This window comes from Streptomyces sp. AC627_RSS907 (genome assembly GCF_019049165.1).
Window position 1 is genome coordinate 1 of sequence record NZ_JAGMUE010001503.1, and the last position, 553, is coordinate 553.

A 553-nucleotide genomic window follows, 5' to 3' on the forward strand; every position below is an offset into this window, starting at 1 on the left:
GGGTGAAGCAGATGAAGATTCCGGCGCCGACGTACGCGACCGGCATGAGCTTGGCGACGTCGAAGGGGCCCGGGTCGGGGCGGCGGAAGACGCGCGCCGTCTTGCGCCGTACGGACTCCCACAGCGCGCCCGCGATGTGCCCACCGTCCAGTGGCAGCAGCGGCAGCATGTTGAACAGGAACAGCGACAGGTTGAAGCCCGCCACCAGGAACAGCATCGTGGCGACCTGTTGCTCCGGCGGAATGTCGAGATTGAACACCTCGCCGCCGACGCGTGCGGCGCCCACCACGCCCATCGGCGAGTCGGGCTCGCGCTCGGCGTCACCGAAGGCGGCGTTCCACAGGTCGGGGATCTTGGACGGCAGCGCCACCAGCGACTCGACGCCGGATTCCACCATGTCGCCCATGCGCTCGACGGACTCGCCGAAGGACTGCTGGACGACGCCCGTGGCGGGCGCGAAGCCGAGGAAGCCAGCGGTGACGTACTCGTCTCTCACGTAGCCGCCGTCACCGTCCGACTTGGCGACCTTGTTCTTGATGAGGTCGGCTTGCAG

Annotated in this window: 1 protein-coding gene; it reads right to left on the reverse strand. The window is 68.2% G+C overall.

Features of this window, described 5'->3' with window-relative positions:
* Positions 1 to 553 (reverse strand): site-2 protease family protein (locus KUM32_RS42690; RefSeq protein ID WP_217146936.1); only part of this gene is annotated, 553 nt, incomplete at both ends.